Source organism: Rhizobium sp. 22-785-1, assembly GCF_053521965.1.
The window spans coordinates 264,259-283,762 of record NZ_JBNWDI010000004.1 but is presented as its reverse complement, the minus strand read 5'-3'; the positions used below and the strand labels follow the sequence as shown (position 1 = coordinate 283,762).

General features: G+C 56.8%; 18 protein-coding genes and 2 tRNA genes. 16 read left to right on the top strand and 4 right to left on the bottom strand.

Annotated features, from left to right (window positions below; all coding sequences use genetic code 11):
• Positions 1-46 precede the first annotated feature (46 nt).
• Complete coding sequence (gene trxA / locus ACQZ5M_RS11045) at positions 47-1,015, bottom strand: thioredoxin (protein ID WP_296021507.1); 969 nt, start codon at positions 1,013-1,015, stop codon at positions 47-49.
• A 55-nt stretch (positions 1,016-1,070) separates the two neighbouring features.
• A complete protein-coding gene (locus tag ACQZ5M_RS11040) occupies positions 1,071-1,583 on the bottom strand; it encodes a prolyl-tRNA synthetase associated domain-containing protein (RefSeq protein ID WP_296099734.1) in 513 nt (170 codons plus the stop codon).
• 253 nt (positions 1,584-1,836) lie between these two features.
• On the opposite strand from ACQZ5M_RS11040, the gene ACQZ5M_RS11035 reads away from it, so the two are divergent.
• The 3 genes from ACQZ5M_RS11035 (at position 1,837) to ACQZ5M_RS11025 (ending at position 3,386) form a co-directional block, all read left to right on the top strand.
• Positions 1,837-1,911 (top strand) — tRNA-Gly (locus ACQZ5M_RS11035).
• Between the two features lie 212 nt (positions 1,912-2,123).
• Positions 2,124-2,198: transfer RNA gene (locus ACQZ5M_RS11030), tRNA-Gly, on the top strand.
• 129 nt (positions 2,199-2,327) lie between these two features.
• Positions 2,328-3,386 carry a D-alanyl-D-alanine carboxypeptidase family protein gene (locus tag ACQZ5M_RS11025; protein ID WP_449079751.1) on the top strand — a complete coding sequence of 353 codons (1,059 nt, stop codon included), beginning with the start codon at positions 2,328-2,330 and terminating at the stop codon, positions 3,384-3,386.
• Positions 3,387-3,417: 31 nt separating this feature from the next.
• Here the strand turns inward: ACQZ5M_RS11025 and ACQZ5M_RS11020 are convergent, their stop codons facing one another.
• Both ACQZ5M_RS11020 and ACQZ5M_RS11015 read right to left on the bottom strand, forming a co-directional pair.
• A complete protein-coding gene (locus tag ACQZ5M_RS11020) occupies positions 3,418-3,606 on the bottom strand; it encodes a hypothetical protein (protein ID WP_449079750.1) in 189 nt (62 codons plus the stop codon).
• 166 nt (positions 3,607-3,772) lie between these two features.
• Positions 3,773-4,657, bottom strand: a complete 885-nt coding sequence (locus ACQZ5M_RS11015) for an AraC family transcriptional regulator (RefSeq protein ID WP_449079749.1) — start codon at positions 4,655-4,657, stop codon at positions 3,773-3,775.
• Positions 4,658-4,854: 197 nt separating this feature from the next.
• Here ACQZ5M_RS11015 and melA (ACQZ5M_RS11010) point away from each other — a divergent pair, with 197 nt between their 5' ends.
• The 13 genes from melA (ACQZ5M_RS11010) to ACQZ5M_RS10950 all read left to right on the top strand — a co-directional run bounded on the left by melA (ACQZ5M_RS11010) (position 4,855) and on the right by ACQZ5M_RS10950 (position 19,367).
• Positions 4,855-6,309 carry an alpha-galactosidase gene (gene melA / locus ACQZ5M_RS11010; protein ID WP_449079748.1) on the top strand — a complete coding sequence of 485 codons (1,455 nt, stop codon included), beginning with the start codon at positions 4,855-4,857 and terminating at the stop codon, positions 6,307-6,309.
• A gap of 111 nt (positions 6,310-6,420) precedes the next feature.
• Complete coding sequence (locus ACQZ5M_RS11005; protein WP_449079747.1) at positions 6,421-8,502, top strand: ABC transporter substrate-binding protein; 2,082 nt, start codon at positions 6,421-6,423, stop codon at positions 8,500-8,502.
• Between the two features lie 114 nt (positions 8,503-8,616).
• Positions 8,617-9,621: an ABC transporter permease gene (locus ACQZ5M_RS11000; RefSeq protein WP_296021493.1), complete on the top strand. Its 1,005-nt coding sequence runs from the start codon at positions 8,617-8,619 to the stop codon at positions 9,619-9,621.
• Positions 9,622-9,623: 2 nt separating this feature from the next.
• Positions 9,624-10,745 (top strand): ABC transporter permease, encoded by a 1,122-nt coding sequence (locus tag ACQZ5M_RS10995; RefSeq protein WP_296103596.1) that lies wholly within the window; start codon positions 9,624-9,626, stop codon positions 10,743-10,745.
• A 19-nt stretch (positions 10,746-10,764) separates the two neighbouring features.
• Positions 10,765-12,420, top strand: a complete 1,656-nt coding sequence (locus ACQZ5M_RS10990) for an ABC transporter ATP-binding protein (protein WP_449079746.1) — start codon at positions 10,765-10,767, stop codon at positions 12,418-12,420.
• 20 nt (positions 12,421-12,440) lie between these two features.
• Positions 12,441-13,793 (top strand): alpha-galactosidase, encoded by a 1,353-nt coding sequence (melA, locus tag ACQZ5M_RS10985; protein WP_449079745.1) that lies wholly within the window; start codon positions 12,441-12,443, stop codon positions 13,791-13,793.
• Positions 13,794-13,981: 188 nt separating this feature from the next.
• Positions 13,982-14,431: a hypothetical protein gene (locus ACQZ5M_RS10980; RefSeq protein ID WP_296021486.1), complete on the top strand. Its 450-nt coding sequence runs from the start codon at positions 13,982-13,984 to the stop codon at positions 14,429-14,431.
• Positions 14,428-15,063 carry an OmpA family protein gene (locus ACQZ5M_RS10975; protein WP_449079744.1) on the top strand — a complete coding sequence of 212 codons (636 nt, stop codon included), beginning with the start codon at positions 14,428-14,430 and terminating at the stop codon, positions 15,061-15,063. The genes ACQZ5M_RS10980 and ACQZ5M_RS10975 overlap by 4 nt, the downstream gene beginning before the upstream one ends.
• A gap of 1 nt (position 15,064) precedes the next feature.
• Complete coding sequence (locus tag ACQZ5M_RS10970) at positions 15,065-15,298, top strand: hypothetical protein (RefSeq protein ID WP_449079743.1); 234 nt, start codon at positions 15,065-15,067, stop codon at positions 15,296-15,298.
• Between the two features lie 278 nt (positions 15,299-15,576).
• A complete protein-coding gene (locus ACQZ5M_RS10965) occupies positions 15,577-16,596 on the top strand; it encodes an ABC transporter substrate-binding protein (RefSeq protein WP_449079824.1) in 1,020 nt (339 codons plus the stop codon).
• A gap of 35 nt (positions 16,597-16,631) precedes the next feature.
• Entirely contained in the window at positions 16,632-17,651 is a 1,020-nt protein-coding gene (locus tag ACQZ5M_RS10960; protein ID WP_296020989.1) for a FecCD family ABC transporter permease, read from the top strand.
• Positions 17,648-18,409, top strand: a complete 762-nt coding sequence (locus ACQZ5M_RS10955) for an ABC transporter ATP-binding protein (RefSeq protein ID WP_449079742.1) — start codon at positions 17,648-17,650, stop codon at positions 18,407-18,409. Before ACQZ5M_RS10960 ends, ACQZ5M_RS10955 begins: the two co-directional genes overlap by 4 nt.
• Positions 18,410-18,482: 73 nt before the next feature.
• On the top strand, positions 18,483-19,367 hold the full coding sequence (locus ACQZ5M_RS10950) for a DMT family transporter (protein WP_296020995.1): 885 nt from the start codon (positions 18,483-18,485) through the stop codon (positions 19,365-19,367).
• Positions 19,368-19,504: the final 137 nt, after the last annotated feature.

The following is a 19,504-nucleotide window of genomic DNA, read 5'->3' as shown; positions in this document are numbered from 1 at the left end:
CGCTCCCCTGTAGATGAGGAGCGGTTGGTTAAAGCGCAAGACGTAGTTAGGAAAAGAGTATCGAGGACAGTTTCCTGCGGCCGGAAATGCTCGCCGGGTCCTTGAACCCCCATATCTCGAAAAATTCGACAAGCTGCTTGCGTGCCGCATCGTCCTCAAATGTACGATCCTTGCGCATAATGGTCAGCAGTTCCTCGACGGCCTCTTCACGCTTACCCTGGGCATTCAAAATCTTGGCAAGCTTCAATCGCGATGCATGGTCATCTGGGTTCAGCTGGAGTGCCTGTTGCAAAGCGTTGGGATCACCAAGTTTGCGAGCTTCGTCGAACTGCGCCAGCTTTTTCGAAGCAGCCTGCACCGCAGCATCTTTGGCGAGTTCTTCCGGTAACGAGGACAAAAGTTCGCCCGCGCGCTCGTACTGACCGACGGCGATCATGCATTCGGCAATGCCTGCGACAGCGGCGGCGTTCTCGGGGTCGGCCTGCATCACGGCGCCGAACAACTGCGCCGCATTCTGGTAATCCTGGGCTTCCAGCAATTCCCTCGCCTCTGTGAGCGCTGCTTCGATCTCGGCCTTCTGATCATCACCCGCAGGGCCTGCGAGCTTCTCGATGAATTGCAGGATCTGGCTTTCAGGCACCGCACCCATGAAGCCATCGACGGGTCTTCCATCGACGAAGGCGACAATGGCTGGAATCGACTGAATGCCCAATTGACCCGGAATGGTCGGATGGTCGTCTATGTTGAGCTTCACCAGCTTGACGCGCCCACCGGCCTCATTGACCACTTTTTCAAGCACGGGGGTCAATTGCTTGCACGGTCCGCACCACGGCGCCCAGAAATCCACCAGGACTGGCTGCCGTCGCGATTCGTCCATCACATCCTTGGAGAAATTCGCCGTCGTCGTATCTTTGACATGGGAGCCTTGAGAGCCGGATGAGCCACCGCCGAAATTTGCCGAAGCGGTCATATGTCCTCCAAGAGAGGCTCCGTAAGGGTTATCCGTTCCGCTCATATCTCGTCTCCAATATCATCTCGTTCCGGTGCGATCATACCGCACAGATCGTGGTTTATTCCGTGACTTTCAAGATCAGCGGCGTGTGCCTGGTCGCCTCCAGAAAGCGCACAAGATCGTCGCGGCCAACGGTCGTCGTTGCATCGTTGCTGAGTGGGTGACCGTTGATAAGGTCATGCTTCATCAATTCGCTGTCGAGCACGAAGGTCACCTGCTGCCCGGTGTCGTTGATGGCGCCGAACACGGTAACCGAACCTGGAATGACGCCGAGATACTCCAGCATCTTTTCCGGCTTGCCGAAGGAGACCTTGCTTGCGGCCCCGATAGTCTTGTGAACAGTTTTGAGGTCTACCGCCGCGTTCTCTTCGACGGTGAGCACGAAATACTGATCCTTCTTGTCTTTGACGAAGAGGTTCTTGGTATGGCCGCCTGGAATAAGATCGCGCAGCGATTCCGATTCAGCGACGGTGAAGACCGGCGCATGCTGCGTGGTGCTATGTTTAATGCCAAGGCCATCGAGAAAGCTGAAAAGATCCTGCGCCGTCTTTGGAGAATTCTCTGCAACCATCACTCAGTGCCTCTGCTCGTTTTCCTGCTCTTGACGAAAATGCATAGGCCCGCCGGTGCTCTTTTGCAATCCACTGCGCTACAAAGCACCGAAAAGACGAGCTTTTACCGATGCTTGCAGCATTTCAAAAAAAATCGTGCCGGTTTTTGTCATTTCCCTGTTGCATTTGAAAATTTGTTGAGCGATATAGCGCCCGTCGCCGCAAGACGGCGCCCGCGGTTCAGCGATCTACCCCGAACCGTCGGATATTTGAGCGGGTGTAGCTCAGGGGTAGAGCACAACCTTGCCAAGGTTGGGGTCGAGGGTTCAAATCCCTTCGCCCGCTCCAAATTTCTCAAGTCACTACAGGTCACACCGACACACGCTCTGCTCGTTGAGCAATATGTCTTGGCCTGACGTGGGCATTCAAACCCAGTCAATATATCGAACGACAACTGCATTTATCGCTTGCATTTGAAACTCGGTTGAGCGATATAGCGCTCGTTGTCGCAAGACGGCGCCCACGGTTCAGCGATCTACCCCGAACCGTCGGATATTCGAGCGGGTGTAGCTCAGGGGTAGAGCACAACCTTGCCAAGGTTGGGGTCGAGGGTTCAAATCCCTTCGCCCGCTCCAAATTATCCAGAAATCAGTTGTCGCTTTCTTGCATAGCAGGTTACGCTCTCGTTACCCCTGCTTATGTGGCATCCCGGCCGTTTAGCTGATAAGGGAGCCGTCTTTGGATGACCACTGGAAAGCATGAAGATGAAAAGACTGATTGGCTCCGCCTTATTGGTATCGTTGCTCGCCGCACCATTTGCTGCAAGCGCCACACCAGTGCTTGTGCTTGATGCCGATAGCCATGAGGTCCTGGCTCAGGAAGACGCAGGCGTTCCCTGGTACCCGGCATCCACCACGAAATTGATGACTGCCTTTTTGACCTTTGAGGCATTGCGTGAGGGGCGCATCACGCTGTCGACGCCCGTCACTATGACGAAGAAATCGGTCAGCGAGGCATTTTTGGAGTCTGGCCTGTCCCAAAGCCAGGCCATGACGCTCGAAGACGCGCTTTATGCCATGATCGTCGCCTCCGCCAATGACGTTGCCATGGCCGTCGCGGAGACAGTCGGTCACGGCGAGGCGCCCTTTGTGGAAAAGATGAATGAAGCGGCCAGGCGTCTGGGCATGACGGGAACACATTTTTCCAACCCTAACGGGTTGTTCGACAAAAACAATTACACGACAGCGCGTGATCTCGCGATCCTGGGTCTGGCGATCGAGCAGCAGTTTCCGCAGTTTCAGAACTTCTTTCAGGTTTCGGCCGTATCGATCAACGGTAAGGAAATTCCTTCCAACAATCTTCTTCTCACCCGTTATCGCGGCACGACCGGTTTGAAGACCGGGTTCTTGTGTGCCTCTGGGCGCAACTTCGTCGGCGTGGCCCAGCGCGACAACCGCCGCCTGATGGTCGTGGTGCTGGGGGCTACGACGGAACGTGAACGCAACGAGCGTTCGGCAAAGTATCTGACTGAAGGATTTGAAGGGCGCCTGTCGCCGAGCTTGGGTCGCGTCGAAGCCATTGCCAACCGTCCTGACGTCAAGCCGGAAGATATGCGACTGCGCCTTTGTACCAAGCAGAGCGAGCAGTATGAGGCGACGCGCGAGGCAATGTACCCGATGGGGCTACCGGGCCAGCCAAGTTATCTCAATGATGAAATACCCGGCATCGTTCACCGTGTAACGACGTGGCAAAATGAGGCTGCTGCCGCTGATATGCCTGTACCGTCACCGCGACCGATCGAAAACCCGGTACCGCGCAATTGAGGCGTGAGCGGTAAACGGCAGCTAAGCTTTTTTACCCGAGCGCTGTCCTCATATGCCCTGTCTGCCGGTCTATGATTGGCTCAACGTCGATATCTGTCAGATGACGAGAGTAGATGTAGACCTGAATGAGGTTGCGTCCCATATCGGTAAGCATCTGGGACGGACGGGCGGTTTCCACGCCCTCAGTGACGCAATCGAGAGAGAGATCACGCGAAAGCAACTGACAGATCGCACGATCTTCTGACTGGCTTCCCTGTCGGTCAGGTTGCGGATGAAGCTGGCGTCGACTTTATTTTTGTCCAGCGGCGACCGCTGGAGCTGGCTTAGGCTGGAGTAACCTGTTCCGACCGGTTATGAGGCATACGCCCGCCGGTCGATGAGCGCTTTCATTTTGCGGCCCTTGGATACATTCCACTGGTGCGAAATTCGCTCGGGTTGGTGCCATAAAGCCTGCGGAAAACCTTCGAAAAATAGTTCGGGTCATCAAAGCCGCAGAGAACCGAGACTTCCTTGATCGGAATGTTCGCCGCCGTGGTCAGCAACTTCGCAGCCCGCCTCAAGCGCCGCTGCAGCACGAATTCTGCCGGCGGAACGCCCTCATTGGCAGTGAATATCCGTGAGAAATGGGCACGGCTGAGCCCTGCCACGGCAGCCAGATCGCTGACGGACAAGCGCTCGTTAAGGTGTCCGTCGATATAGCTCAGCACCTGCTGCATGGTGCGGTACTCGCCGCCAAACGAGGCATGTGACCCGAAGACATCATCATAGAGTGTCATCGCGGCCTCATAGGCGACTGCGGAGGCAGCCCCAGGTGTTTCGGCGCCATTGACTAAACGGGAGCAGCATTCTGACAAGTGATTGATCGTCTGCGGCTGAAGTTTGAGGATCGGCCCAGTGACTGCGAGGATATTGCGATGAATTCGCAGAGCCTCTTCCCCGTTCATGGAAATCCAGAAGAACTCCCACTCCTTATCCTGATCGAGCCAGTAACGATGATTGTGAGGAACGAGGACAAGCAGGGTTTCGCCTGGCTTGACGACGTAATGGCGGTTTTCATAACGCAGATTTCCAGCGCCGCTGATACAGTGTTGCAGGACCGTAAACGGCGTCTGTCCGCGCTTTCTTCCATCCCAGTCATAATTGCCATTTCGACGAACCTCATAACCACTGCTCGTCGGCATCGTGTGCAGCGTCTGACGACCGCGCGGCAAGGACACCGTGCGCATGCACGGGCCTTGATCGATCAAATCTCGCAGCACAAAATTACCCATGAAAGCATAATCCTTCTCTGGTCTAGCCAATCTTTATACGCATAATCGCCCGCAGAGGAGACGGCCAGCAGGATTTTTTCGGGATAGTTCGGTCAAGAATCTCGATTTTCCAGCGTGATGGAAGATATGGGGAGTTTTTGTAATCCAGCTGTTCTTTGGCCAGTTTTGCCATTCAAATTCAGGGAAGAGGTGGCGTTATGAGTTTCAAAATTGCTATAATCGGTGCTGGAAGCGTCGGCTTCACAAAAAAACTATTTACCGATGTGCTGTGCGTTCCGGAATTTCACGACATCGAGGTAGCACTTACCGATGTCAGTCAACATAATCTGGATATGATAAAGGCAATTCTGGACAAGATTGTCGAAGCCAATCGCCTGAACGTCAAGGTGACTGCGCATACGGATCGCAAACGCGCACTGGAAGGCGCGAAATACATCATCAGCTGCGTTCGCGTCGGCGGTCTGGAAGCCTATGCCGACGACATCCGCATTCCGCTGAAATACGGCATTGACCAGTGCGTTGGCGATACGATCTGCGCAGGCGGCATTCTGTATGGTCAGCGCAACATTCCAGTCATCCTGGATTTCTGCCGCGATATTCGCGAGGTCGCCGCGCCGGGTGCGAAGTTCCTCAACTACGCCAATCCAATGGCCATGAACACTTGGGCTGCCATCGAATACGGGAAGGTCGATACCGTCGGCCTCTGCCACGGCGTTCAGCATGGCGCCGAACAGATTGCCGAAGTTCTGGGTGCGAAGTCACCTTCCGAACTGGATTACGTCTGCTCCGGCATCAACCACCAGACTTGGTTCGTCGATCTGCGGCTCAACGGACGCAAGATTGGCAAGGAAGAACTGATTGCCGCCTTCGAAGCCCATCCGGTCTTCTCGCAGCAGGAAAAGCTCCGCATCGATGTGCTGAAGCGTTTCGGCGTCTATTCCACCGAAAGCAATGGCCACCTGTCGGAATACCTGCCTTGGTATCGCAAGCGGCCGGAAGAAATTTCCCGCTGGATCGATATGTCGGACTGGATTCACGGCGAAACCGGCGGCTACCTCCGCTATTCGACCGAAACGCGCAACTGGTTCGAAACCGAGTTCCCGCAGTTTCTCGCCGCCGCCGACAAGCCAATCGATCCGGCCAAACGCTCCAACGAACATGCCAGCCATATTCTGGAGGCGCTGGAAACCGGACGCGTTTATCGCGGTCACTTCAACGTCAAGAACAATGGTGTCATCAGCAATCTACCGTCCGATGCGATCATTGAATCGCCAGGCTTCGTCGATCGCTTTGGCATCAACATGGTTTCCGGCATCACCCTGCCGGAAGCCTGTGCGGCAACCTGTATGGCGTCCATCAACGTGCAACGCATGTCGGTCCATGCCGCAGTAACGGGCGATATAGACCTGTTGAAGCTTGCCGTCCTGCATGATCCGCTGGTCGGAGCTGTCTCCACGCCGGAAGAGGTATGGCAGATGGTCGACGAGATGGTGGTGGCGCAGGCGCAGTGGCTGCCGCAATATGCCGATGCTGTTCCGGCGGCGCGCGAGCGGTTGAAAAATGCAACCGTGAAGACCCGCGAATGGGAAGGGTCTGCGCGTCGCGCCGTGCGCTCAATCGAAGAATTACGTGCCATCAAGCAGGCGAGCTGATCGCGAGGAAAAGGCTCGGCGGCCCTGAACGGGGCCGTCTGTGAAGCCGGGCGGGAGGTCCGGTTTCGATTAAATATGGCGGCGCGCCGCTGTTAAAAATGGGGAGTGAGGATGACTAACCGATATCTTGCAAAGACGGCTGCCCTTCTCGTTGGCGTATCCGCCCTGGCATATGGCGCGATGGCCTCGGAACTGACGGTCGTACCGCAGCCGCCAAATTTCCCGGCGCAGACCAAGGTGCAATATGTGGATGGCTTGGCCATCCTCGAATATAAGGCACTGCCGGAATATCATGAGCCTGACTGGGTGACGAAGCAGTTCGTCGACCAGAAGAAGCTGCCGCCGGTCAAGGATCGTCTTCCGAAAGAGCCGATGGTCTACAAGACCGGAAACATGCCCGATGGTGTTGGCGTCTACGGCGACACCTTGCGCCACGTCATTGGCGGTCGCCCGGAAGGCTGGAACTATTGGGCAGGTCAGAACCAGGGCTGGGGCGGCATCGATATCGGTCTCTTCGAGTGCCTGACGCGCACCGGCCCGCTCTTCCAGGTCAAGGCCGACGACCTTCAGCCGCTTCCAAATCTCGCCAAGAGCTGGGAATGGTCCAATGACGGTCACACGCTGACGATGAAGCTCATCGAGGGTGCCAAGTGGTCCGACGGCCAGGACTTCACATCCGACGACGTGATGTTCTACTGGGACGACAACGTCCTTGATCCAAACGTTTCGCCGCTGAACGGCGCCACGCAGGAAACCTTCGGCGCTGGAACGACGCTGAAAGCCATCGACAAATACACGATCGAATGGACATTCAAGGACGCGTTCCCGAAGCAGTTCATCTACAACATGGCTTATGGCACCTTCTGCCCGGGTCCCGCCCATATGCTGAAGCCGCAGCATCCGAAATATTCCAAGAACACCTACGATCAGTACAAGAACGCGTTCCCGCCGAGCTACATGAACTTCCCGGTCATGGGCGCGTGGGTACCGGTCGAATATCGCCCTGACGACATCATCGTCATGCGTCGCAACCCCTACTACTGGAAGGTGGACGAGAAGGGCAATCAGCTCCCCTACCTGGATGAAACGCACTACAAGCTCTCGACCTGGGCTGACCGCGACGTCCAGGCCGTTGCGGGCTCCGGCGACATATCAAACTTGGAACAGCCGGAAAATTTCGTCGAATCGCTGAAGCGGTCTGCGCAGAAGGATGCGCCAGCACGACTTGTTTTCGGACCGCGTCTGATTGGTTACAATATCGAGATGAACTTCTCCGCCAATGGCTGGGGTGATCCGGATGCCCGCCAGCAGGCCATTCGCGAGCTGAACCGAAACGAGCACTTCCGTCGAGCCATCACCATGGCGACCAACCGCAAGGAGCTTGGGGATTCGCTCGTGAAAGGCCCCTTCGTCGCAACCTATCCAGGCGGTATTCTGTCCGGCTCGAACTTCTACGATCGTCAGTCGACCTTCTTCTATCCTTTCGATCTCGAAGGCGCAAAGAACGAGCTTGCTGCAGCTGGCCTGAAAGACACCGACGGCAATGGCATCGTCAACTTTCCCGCAGGCACCGCTGGCGGCAAGGATGTCGAGATCTCGATGCTGGTCAGCAATGACTACACGACCGACAAGAGCCTCGCCGAAGGCGTTATTGCCCAGATGCAGAAGCTCGGAATTCGGGTGGTTCTGAACGCTCAGGCCGCTAAGGATCGCGATGCGGCAAACTTCTCGGGCAGGTTCGACTGGTCGCTTCACCGCACTCAAGCCGAAGTGGCGTCCGTGGTGCAGAATACGCCACAGTTGGCTCCCACCGGTCCGCGGACCAGCTTTTTTCACCGCGCCAATAACAAGAATGAGATCGACCTGATGCCGTTTGAAAAGGAGCTTGTCGATACCATCAACAAGTTCACGCTCTCAAGCGACCCGAAGGAACAGGCCGAGCTGATCAAGCAATATCAGAAGATCGCCACGACCAATGTCAACACCGTCGGCCTTGTGCAGTATCCCGGTGCTTTGATCATCAACAAGCGTTTCAAGAACGTGCCGAACGGTACGCCGATCTACATGTTCAACTGGGCCGAAGACTCGATCATCCGCGAACGCCTCTATGTGCCTGCGGCCGATCAGGGTGACTACCAGCTCTTCAAAGACATGCTGCCTGGCAAGCCTGGCGGCGATGGTCCGCAGAAGTAAGCGATCCTCCCGGATCCGCGTCCCGCAGCATCAGGCGGGGCGTGGAACCCAAATGGTGGCGGTTTAGCGGCTTATAGCCCTGGACCGCCACCGTCCCCTCGAGGAGAAGTTCGAATGTTGAGGTTTCTGGTTACCCGCCTCCTGTCGGCAATTCCGTTGCTTCTGATCCTGAGCATCGTGACATTTGCGATCATCCAGGCGCCGCCCGGCAACTATGCAGATTATATCCGTTTGCAACTCATGAATCTCGGAGGCGCGTCCTTCGAGCAGGCGGATGCTCAGGCGAAGGCCTACGCCGTTGCGCATGGTCTCGATAAGCCGCTTGTCATCCAGTATTTCAACTGGATCTGGAACATGGTGGCCAAGGGCGATTTCGGTTACAGCATGTATTATAATCGGCCCGTCGGCGAAATCGTCGCCGAGCGCCTGCCACGAACGCTGATTCTGGCGCTCGTCTGCCACATCTTCGCGTCCATACTCGGCATCACCTTCGGCATCCTAGCCGCCACTAGGCAATACAGTTGGGTCGATACGATCCTTTCCGGCATCGCCTTTCTCGGCATGACCATTCCGCGCTTCCTGATGGCCCTGATCATGGTCTATCTCCTGGTCTTCCATTTCAATATCAGCGAAATCGGTAACTTCTTCTCGCCGCGATACGGCGGAGCGCCCTGGTCTTGGGACAAGTTCGTCGACCTGGTAAAACATGTCTGGCCGGTGGTCGCCATCGCGACGTTCGGCGGGCTCGCCTACAATATGCGCGTGATGCGCGGCAATCTGCTCGATACGTTGAACGCCCAATACATCGAAACGGCCCGCGCCAAAGGCTTGCGCGAGAGCGCGGTCGTCATGCGCCATGCGGTGCCAAACGCCTTGCATCCGCTCATCATGTATCAAGGTGTGGTTCTGCCCTACATGCTGACCGGCGAAATCGAGGTCGCAATCATCTTCGCGCTGCCAACCGTTGGACCGGCCATCGTTGGCTCCATGCATGTGGGCGACGTCTATGTGACAGCAACCTTCATGCTGGTGCTGGCCGCGACGCTGATCATCGGTAACATCATCGCCGACATGCTGCTGGCAGCCCTTGATCCACGTGTCAGACTGGGAGGAGCGTGACCATGTTGGTTCCAGCCGAAACCACAATCGAGCCGACCTTAAAGAGCATATCTTCCGGTAACGAAAGCTACCAGGCCCTGGTATGGCGTCGCTTCCGTCGCTCCTTCACCGGCATGCTCGGCCTGGTGCTGGTTTGCACTCTTCTGATCATGGCGGTCTTCGCAGGCTTCTTCGCCCCCGTCGATCCGATGGCATCGGAAGATTCCTTCATGCCGCCGGAATCGATCTCCATTCACGACAAGGACGGCAACCTGGCGATGCCCCGCGTCTATCCGATGGTCGATTCGGAAAAGCTCGATCCCATTACGTTCCAGCCCATCAGCGGCCCGGATTTCGACAATCCTCGCATGCTCGGCTTCTTCGTCACCGGTTTCGAATACAAGCTCTTTGGCTTCATTCCTTCCACGATCCATTTCTTCGGATCTACCGATGGCAAGCCGGTCCATTTTCTTGGCACGGACAAGCTGGGCCGCGACATTCTCTCCCGCGCAATCTACGGCTCGCGCATTTCGCTGATGATTGCGTTGACCGTGGTCACAATCGTTACCGCGATCGGAACGACTGTCGGCATGGTCTCCGGCTATCTTGGCGGTGCATTCGACACGTGGACACAGCGCTTCGTCGAACTCGTGCTCGCCTTTCCACAGTTGCCGCTTTATCTGGCGCTGACATCACTGATTCCGGTTACTGCGCCGACAAACGTCTTCCTGGGCTTTGTAATCATCGTCATGTCGGCGCTTGGTTGGGCGCAGATGTCGCGCGAAGTGCGGGGCAAGACGCTGGCGCTAGCCCGTATCGAATATGTGAAGGCGGCAATCGCCATTGGGGCGACGGACCGGCGCATCATCTTCCAGCACATTTTCCCGAATGTGATGAGCCATGTGATCGTAGCCGTGACGCTGAACATCCCGACCATCGTTCTTCTTGAATCCTTTCTCGGCTTCCTCGGATTTGCGGTGAAGCCGCCGCTGATCTCCTGGGGCCTGATGCTGCAGGATACGGCCAATTATTCGGTCATCGGCTCCTATCCCTGGATTCTCGCGCCCGTCGGCTTCGTGCTGGTCACCGTGTTCGCCTTCAACGCGCTGGGCGATGGTCTGCGCGATGCGATCGATCCCTATTGAGCCCGAGAAAGAGATCACGATGACACAAAACCTCATTCCTGAACTTCGTCTCGACGCAACGCTTCACACGGACGAACCGCTTCTCGATGTTCGTCATGCCGGCGTGAACTTCAAGACAGAGCATGGCGAAGTCTCGGCCGTCCAGGATATTTCCTTCCAGCTATACCGCGGGGAGACGATTGCCATCGTTGGCGAATCCGGGTCGGGAAAATCGGTCACTGCACGTCTGGTCATGGGGCTCTTGTCCAAGCGTGCCACGGTCAATCCCAATACGCGGGTGAAGTTTTGCGGCGAAGAGATTTTAAAATATTCGCGTGAGAAACGCCGTTTACTGCGTGGTAGCCGGATATCGATGATCTTCCAGGAGCCGATGAGTTCGCTCAATCCGCTCTATTCGATCGGCACGCAGATTGCCGAAGCGATCCGCGCACATCGCAGGGTCGGCAAATCTGAAGCACGTAAACAGGCTATCGCGCTTCTCGCTGAAGTGCGTATTCCCGATCCCGAATTGAAGATCGACCAATATCCGCACCAACTGTCCGGCGGCCAGCGGCAGCGTGTGATGATTGCCATGGCGCTTGCCAACAATCCCGACCTCTTGATAGCCGATGAGCCGACAACTGCGCTCGATGTCACGGTTCAGGCGCAGATCCTCAATCTTCTGCGCGACTTGCAGCGCAAGCACGGTATGGCCGTGATTTTGATTACCCATGACCTGACTGTGGTGCGCCGCTTCTCGGATTATGTCTATGTCATGCAGAAGGGCCTGCTGCAGGAACACAACACAACGGCCGCACTCTTCGAGGCGCCGCAGCATCCCTACACGCGACATCTCTTGGGCTCTGAGCCTCGCGGCCGTGCGAAGCCGCTGTCGGATAACCAACCCATCCTGCTGGAAGGCAAGAATGTCCGTGTGTCCTTCGGCCTTCGCAGTGGCGGTCTTTTCCGTCCGGTGTTTCACGATCTCGTTGCGGTCGCCGGCTTGTCGCTAGATCTGAGGCGACATGAAACGCTTGGGCTCGTTGGCGAGTCCGGCTCCGGCAAGACAACCTTCGGGCAGGCGCTTGTGCGGCTGATCAGCAATGAGGGCGGGGAAATCTTCTTCGACAAGCAGGCGATCCATGACAAGGACCGAGACGGGATGCGCCCGCTGCGTTCACGCATGCAGGTGGTGTTTCAGGACCCGTTCTCCTCGCTCAATCCGCGCATGACGGTTGGCCAGATCATCGGGGAGGGGCTGGTCGTCAACAACATCGGCACGACCAGCGCCGAGCGGCTGGATCGGGTGCGCACGGCACTGAGAGACGCAGGTCTGCCCGACAATGTTATCAACCGCTTCCCGCATGAGTTTTCCGGTGGTCAGCGGCAGCGCATCGCCATTGCCCGCGCGATCGCGCTTGAGCCCGAGTTTCTGCTGCTGGACGAGCCGACATCGGCGCTCGACCTCTCTGTGCAGGCACAGATCATTGACCTGTTGCGCAAGCTGCAGGACGAAAAGGGATTGAGCTATCTCTTCATCTCGCATGACCTGAAGGTCGTGCGCGCTCTTTGCCACCGCGTCATCGTGATGCAGCGCGGGCAGATCGTGGAGCAGGGCTCCGTCGAAGAGGTGCTGTCCAATCCCAAGACCGAATACACGCAGCGGCTGGTCCGGGCCGCGTTTGAAATCGCATAATTTCCAGACTGGAGAGAGAAATGGCAAGAAATCCCAAGATCGCTTTTATCGGGGCAGGGTCCACGGTGTTCATGAAGAACATAATTGGCGACGTGTTGCAGCGCCCAGCCCTGTCCGGTGCCCGCATTGCGCTGATGGACATCAACCAGCAGCGGCTGGATGAAAGCGCCATCGTCGTCAACAAGCTGATCTCGACGCTCGGCGTCAGCGCCACGGCGGAAACCTTCACCGATCAGCGGGCAGCGCTGACCGATGCGGATTTCGTCGTCGTCGCCTTCCAGATCGGCGGCTATGAGCCCTGCACGGTCACCGACTTCGAGATACCGCGCAAATATGGCCTGCGCCAGACGATTGCCGATACGCTCGGCGTGGGCGGCATCATGCGCGGTCTTCGCACCGTGCCGCATCTGTGGAAGATCTGCGAGGACATGCTGGCCGTCTGCCCCAATGCCATCATGCTGCAATATGTGAACCCGATGGCGATCAACACCTGGGCGATTGCGGAAAAGTATCCGACGATCCGCCAGGTCGGTCTCTGCCACTCCGTTCAGGGAACGGCGATGGAATTGGCGCATGATCTCGATATTCCCTATGAGGAAATCCGCTATCGTTCCGCCGGCATCAACCACATGGCGTTCTTCCTTGAGTTTGAACATCGCCTGCCGGATGGCAGCTACAAGAACCTTTATCCTGATCTGGTGCGTGGCTATCGCGAGGGCCGTGCGCCAAAACCCGGCTGGAACCCTCGCTGCCCGAACAAGGTGCGCTACGAGATGCTGACACGTCTCGGTTACTTCGTCACCGAAAGCTCCGAGCATTTTGCAGAATATACGCCCTACTTCATCAAGGAGGGCCGCGAAGACCTGATCGAGAAATTCGGCATTCCGCTGGATGAATATCCGAAGCGCTGCATCGAGCAGATCGAACGCTGGAAGGGAGAGGCGGATGCCTATCGCTCGGCGGACAAGATCGAGGTCAAACAGTCGAAGGAATATGCCTCCTCGATCATCAACTCCGTCTGGACCGGCGAGCCATCGGTGATCTATGGCAACCAGCGCAACAATGGCTGCATCACCTCGCTGCCATATAACTGCGCGGCGGAAGTGCCCTGCCTGGTCGATCATAACGGCGTGCAGCCAACCTTCATTGGCGAGTTGCCGCCGCAATTGACGGCGCTGATGCGCACCAACATCAACGTCCAGGAACTGACGGTGCGGGCGATGATGAGCGAGAACCGTGAGCACATTTACCACGCCGCCATGATGGACCCACACACGGCGGCCGAACTTGACCTCGATCAGATATGGTCGCTGGTCGACGATCTTCTCGTCGCACACCGCGACTGGCTGCCGGAGTGGACGCAGGCGCGTTGATGAAACAAGGCGCGGCGGCGCCAGGATGCCGCCGCCAATGCTTCAATATCTTAGATGAAGAAGCTGCACCTCTTCAGGTTGCGCGGCACATTATTGCCATTTTGACGCCTATGTTCTCACACGAGCCACTGCTTCCTGTGCGCATTTAGCTGGAGGCTCGGCGCTGTAGGGGATTTTGAGGAGAGCATATGCTTCGGATCGTGTCACTCACGCTTGCCTTGTCTATTGCGGGTATCGCGCAGGCGCAGGAACGCAACATCACCATCACTGGAGGCCAGGTCAGTGTGCCGGTCGGCCTGACGGTTCAGGTCAAGTCCGTCTTTATCGGTCCCGATGCCACCAAAATCCGCCTTCTGGCAAGCTTCGATAATCCCGGCACTAACTTCGTTAATATGAATGATAGTGAAAACGCCTATCTCGCCTGGGGGGAGGGCGAGCAGGAACGTCTGCACATGCGCCAAATCCCCGACAATCGGTGGATGCGGATTGCCAATGGTAAGACGATGGAGGGGGATATCATCTTCCCTGGCACCATCCCCGTCAATGTCGAGAAGGTGTCTCTCGTTTTCAATCCCGGCAATAGCGGCGATGATCGCAGCGGCCCAGGTGTCACCATCCCATTGGACCTCAAGCAATGAGAGCGCTTGCGCTGGTCGGGCTTCTTCTCGCCTCACCCGTGAACGCCGCAGATTATCAGGTGACCACGAATGCCGCGCCCTTTGGCGAGCAACCGTCGAGCTTTCGTGAAATCGACTTTCCGGCCTCGCATTTCATCGAGAAAAGCCAGGAGAGCTCGGGTTCGTTTTCCAGCGAGGCCTCGTCCTTCGATTTGAAGCCGATGGATGAAGAGACGCGTCTGAAAACCGAGAACAGCCTTACGGCACTTGGCGCGCGACAAGAAGGCAAGCATATCATCGTCAACCTGCCGGCGGACGTTCTTTTCGATTTTGACAAGTCGGATATCAGGCCAGATGCGAGACGCGTGCTCTCACAATTGTCCGAGACACTGGTCGCAATGGAGCCGAAGAAAGTCCTGATCGTCGGCCATACGGATTCCAAAGGCAGCGATGATTATAATGACAAACTGTCAAAACGCAGGGCTGCTTCGGTCAAGAGCTGGCTGTCGAAAAATGGCGTCACATCGTCCATGGTGACGGAAGGGAAGGGGGAGCGCTTTCCCGTCGCGCCAAACCAGACTGCGCAAGGCGCGGATAATCCTGAAGGCCGGCAGAAGAACCGCCGCGTCGAGTTCGTGATCGGAGAAGATTGATATGGCACTCACCGTCTGCCCGGAATGCGAGGGCAAAGTATCCGACAAGGCCTTTGCTTGTCCTTCCTGTGGCTATGCGATGGCGCAGGGGCAAGGCACGAGCCCATGGCCGCGTGTACTTGGCGGCGTTGCAGGGACTTACATATCCACCCAAGCATTGATCACCATCATCGTCGGTAGCGTCATGTTCCTCACCTTTGCTGCCATCATGATCGCTGCGATCCTCCGCAGCTAGCGACGCGCCGTCTTGAGGCAAATCAGGCATTCGGCTTTAGAGGGTATGACACGCGCCCTATTTATCTCCGCGTCTGATTGGCGAGCTGTAGATAGAGCGAAATTGAGATTGTCCCGTCTGCCGACCGTCGTGCAGACTGCACGCGCTTGCGCATTTTAGGTCTGGAAGTACGGCTTCGCAAAAATATGAAGTAAAAGGTCTTGTTTTGTGCGGGCAGAGGTGATTATAGGCGCATACATTCGCGGCATTTGCCGCCCTCAAAAGGATTTTTGATGATGATGAAGCGTCTTTTTGCGACCGTTGGATTTTGCGCATTGGCCAGTCTTGCAGCCACCTCCTCGATAGCTGCTCCCACGACCTATCCCCTGACGATCGAAAATTGCGGCGCGACCGTCACCTTCAACAAGGCGCCTGAACGCGCCGTTGCGCTTGGACAGAACAGCGCGGAAATCATGCTGCTTCTGGGTCTCCAGGACAAGATGGTCGGCACAGCTTTCTGGCCGAACAAGGTCCTGCCGCAGGTTGCCGAAGCAAATGCCAAGGTAAAAGTTCTGACCGTTGAATTTCCGACTTTCGAATCCATTCTGGCGCAGAACCCGGACTTCGTTACCGCCGCTTTGCCGACGCTCGTCGGTCCCACCAGCAAAGTGGCAAAGCGCGAGGATTTCGATAAGCTCGGTATCTCGACCTATCTCTCCCCCAGCATGTGCGCACTGGATGATGTTTCCAAGGACAAGTCCGGTTACGGCAATCGCGCGAAGCTGTGGAACATGGACACTCTTTACAAGGAAATCGACGACCTCTCGCAGATTTTCGACGTGGCAGACAAAGGCCAGGCCGTTATTGCAGATCTGAAGAAGCGCGAAGCGGCGCTGCGCGCCGATGCGCCGAAAGACGGCAAGAAGCTGTCTTACGTCTTCTGGTTCTCCAGCCCGTCGCCCTCGGCCGACGCTTATCTCGGAGGTAAGAACAGCCCTTCAGGATACATTGCCGATTTGCTCGGCGGCACGAACGCCATCACGACCGAAACCGAATCTCCTGCTATTGGCTGGGAAACGATCATCGCGGCCAATCCTGATGTCATCGTGGTGACGCAGGTTGATCGCAATCGCTGGGAACTCGACAAGGCAGAGGCCAAGATCAAGTTCCTAAACACCGATCCGGCTACCAGCCAGATGAATGCCGTCAAGAACAAGGCGCTCGTCATCATGCCGGCGCAGGCCATGAACCCGAGCGTCCAGACGATCTACGGTGCCGAGCAGATCGCTCAGCAATTGAAGACTCTCGGCCTCAAGTGAGTTCGTTGGCGGCACACGATCAGCGGGGAAAAGCGATGCGGCGTTTCATAGCCTCCGCAGCGCTCTATCTCGCCTGCTTCGTGACGATTGCCTTCGTGGTCGGTATCAGTGTCGGGATTGGCGATCTACCGATCCCGCTTTCAACCACCTATGCCGCCATCACCAACAAGCTCGGTTGGACCTCAGTGGAAATTAGCCGCATTCAAGAGGCGGTAATCTGGGAATACAGGCTGAGCCGCGCGCTGGTCGCGGTCTTTTGTGGCGCGGGTCTCGCCATATGCGGAGCGATCATGCAAGCGATGCTGCGCAACCCACTGGCTGAACCCTATGTGCTTGGCATTTCCGCCGGTGCCTCGACAGGGGCGGTGGCAGTGGTCATCCTGGGGCTCGGTGCGGGAGCGGTTTCACTTTCCGCTGGCGCTTTCGCCGGCGCTTTCGCCGCTTTCTTTCTTGTGGCTCTTTTGTCGAATGGCGCACGCGGCGGTGCTGATAGAACGATTCTGGCCGGTGTTGCTGCCGCGCAGCTCTTCAATGCCGCGACATCCTATGTGGTGACCACATCCGGCAACGCGCAGCAGGCGCGCGATGTCATGTTCTGGCTTCTCGGCAGCTTTGGCGGCGTGCGGTGGCCGGATGTCGGCCTCGTTTCCATCGTTGTCGGTCTCGGCCTCGTCTGCTGTCTGTTTTATGCCCGCGTGCTGGATGCCTTTGCCTTCGGTGATGAGGCGGCAGCTTCGCTCGGTGTCAGCGTTGGACGCACGCGTCTCATCCTGTTCGCGCTGACCGCTGTGATCACCGCCACCATCGTCAGCATGGTTGGAACCATCGGCTTCGTCGGCCTTGTGGTTCCGCATGCCGCACGTTTCGTTGTGGGTCCTCTGCATGCGCGGTTGCTACCAGCCTGTGCCATTACGGGCGCAATTTTTATGGTTCTGGCCGATATTGCTTCACGCACGCTGGTGCCACAGCAGGTTCTGCCCATCGGCGTTGTGACAGCGCTTGTGGGTGTGCCGTTCTTTTCCGTCATTCTCTACAGGCTGCAACGCGCGTCATGAGTATCACTGCGGATAATCTGGTCTGGAAGGTTGGAACGAAGACGATCGTCAACGGCGTTTCCCTGACAGTGGAGCCGGGCAAGGTCCTCGGTCTTCTCGGACCGAACGGTTCTGGCAAGACGTCCCTCCTGCGCTTGCTCAGCGGTTTGAAGCAACCGCACTCCGGTCGTGTGCTGCTGGATGGCAAGGACATCAAGACCCTTCGGCGCAAAAGTCTGGCGCAGCGTATTGCCTTCATCGAACAGCACGCCACTACGAATGTGAATCTGAGAGTCATCGACGTCGTGAAGCTCGGGCGCTTTCCGCACAGATCGATGTTTTCTGCCTGGACGCATGAGGACGACGCTGCGGTCGATCATGCGCTCGAACGCACAGAAATGGCCGCCAAGCGTAACGATGCCTGGCAGAACCTTTCCGGCGGTGAGAAGCAGCGCGCCCATCTCGCCCGCGCCTTGGCGCAGGCGCCCAAAGAACTCATTCTCGACGAGCCGACCAACCATCTGGATGTCCACCACCAGATCAGTCTTCTCCGACTTGTGTCAGAACTGTCGGTCACCAGCATTATTGCGCTGCATGATCTCAACCACGCCGCCATGTATTGCGACCAGTTGCTTGTCTTACAATCCGGTCAGGTGGTTGCATCCGGAGAACCCGAACAGGTACTGACGCAAGAGTTTTTGAAAGAGGTCTTTTCAGTCGAGGCGTTTGTCGAGATCTCACGTCACTGCGAAAGGCCTCACATTCATTTCGTCCGCTAGGACTCCATTCTGCAACATGTGCCAGCGGGCAGATTTCTGAGGCTCTTGGCACAGAGGACTGTTTTTGAAAACAATGAGCGAAAATCAGACGCTTGGCATTGGACTTCGGGTTCTCTCGGGTTTCCTCTTCGCAGCCATGTCGATCTGCATCAAGGCCACATCCGGGCTCATCCCTGTCGGTGAGATCGTTTTCTTTCGGTCGGCCTTCGCGCTCATTCCGCTCGTCATCTTTCTGTGGTGGCGCAACGAATTTCCGCGAGGTCTCGCCACGAGACGTCCAGCAGGTCATCTGTTGCGCTCCAGCCTCGGTGCGGCTGCGATGTTTGCATCCTTCGCTTCCATTGCCCGGCTGCCCCTGGCTGAGGCGACGCTTCTCACCTACCTCTCGCCGACATTTACCAGCATTGCCGGTGTCGTGCTTCTCTCCGAGCGGCTGACAAAATGGCGTGTCGGGGGCGTGGTTTTCGGGCTCGCCGGCGTCGTGACATTGGTATGGCCTGAGATCGGTCATGGCGTCATGGATGACGCGCGTTTGTGGGGTTACATCCTCGGCCTTTTAATGGGCGTGCTGACGTCTTTCGCCCTGATTATGGTTCGGAGTCTCAGCAAAACGGAAAATCCCGGCGCGATCGCCTTCTATTTCGTGATTGCATCGATGATCGGCGGTCTTTTCACCTTGCCATTCGGCTGGGTCATGCCCGACCACGCACAATTGGTGCTTCTTGTCCTTTCGGGCCTCTTCGGTGGCTTCGCTCACATCGCCATGACATTGGCTTTCCGGCACGCTGAGGCATCGTTGCTTGCGCCCTTCGAATATCTCGCAATCCTCTGGCCGGTGCTTGCCGACCTGCTGATCTTCAACTCACCGCTCTCCAGCACCTTTGTGACGGCGCTTCCTCTGATCCTTATCGGTGCAGCATTGGCGGCAATGGAAGGCAGAAGACGGCGCTCGGTCTAGCTGTTTGAGACAGTGTTACAGGTCAGTCGCGAAAATGCCTTCGGTTCTTTCCCGAACTGCTTTATTCCCCTTATGTTCTATTAGATTTAACTCATTCAACTAGAGTATGTACGCTGGCGTACGGCAACAAAGCGTGG